The 365-nt window shown below is 54.8% G+C and carries 1 pseudogene; it reads left to right on the top strand.

Annotated features, from left to right (window positions below):
- A pseudogene (locus HX875_RS32330) lies at positions 1 to 228 on the top strand (hypothetical protein); the annotation flags it as partial.
- Positions 229 to 365 lie beyond the last annotated feature (137 nt).

The following is a 365-nucleotide window of genomic DNA, read 5'->3' as shown; positions in this document are numbered from 1 at the left end:
GAGGGTGATATCTATCTTGGCTATCAAGCACTGCAGGCCCGACGCGTGTACTTCGAACCTGTCCTGCATTCTAAATTCACCGTTTACTCCATACAGCCAAAGGAGAAGAAAGAGGGTAACCACACCGCCTTCACCTACCCCGATGGCAGCACCTCAGCCGATGGTCGCTCCAAACCCGACTTCCGCAAACTACAAGCCATCCGCCTGGCTGCGGAGGCTCAACAATGAACATTGTTCTTCCCCTCACCATGATCACACTGTTCACCAGTCTGAGCGGTTGTGCCATGGACCGAAGTTTGGCGCCGCCGCCGAACAGCGAACTCATGACCATCACGGTGAAAGTGCCCAAGGAACTTGAAGCCGCA

Source organism: Pseudomonas yamanorum, assembly GCF_013386765.1.
Classification (GTDB): Bacteria; Pseudomonadota; Gammaproteobacteria; order Pseudomonadales; family Pseudomonadaceae; genus Aquipseudomonas; species Aquipseudomonas yamanorum_A.
Note: the sequence above shows the minus strand (reverse complement) of the source record. Positions and strands in the feature narration are given on the sequence as shown.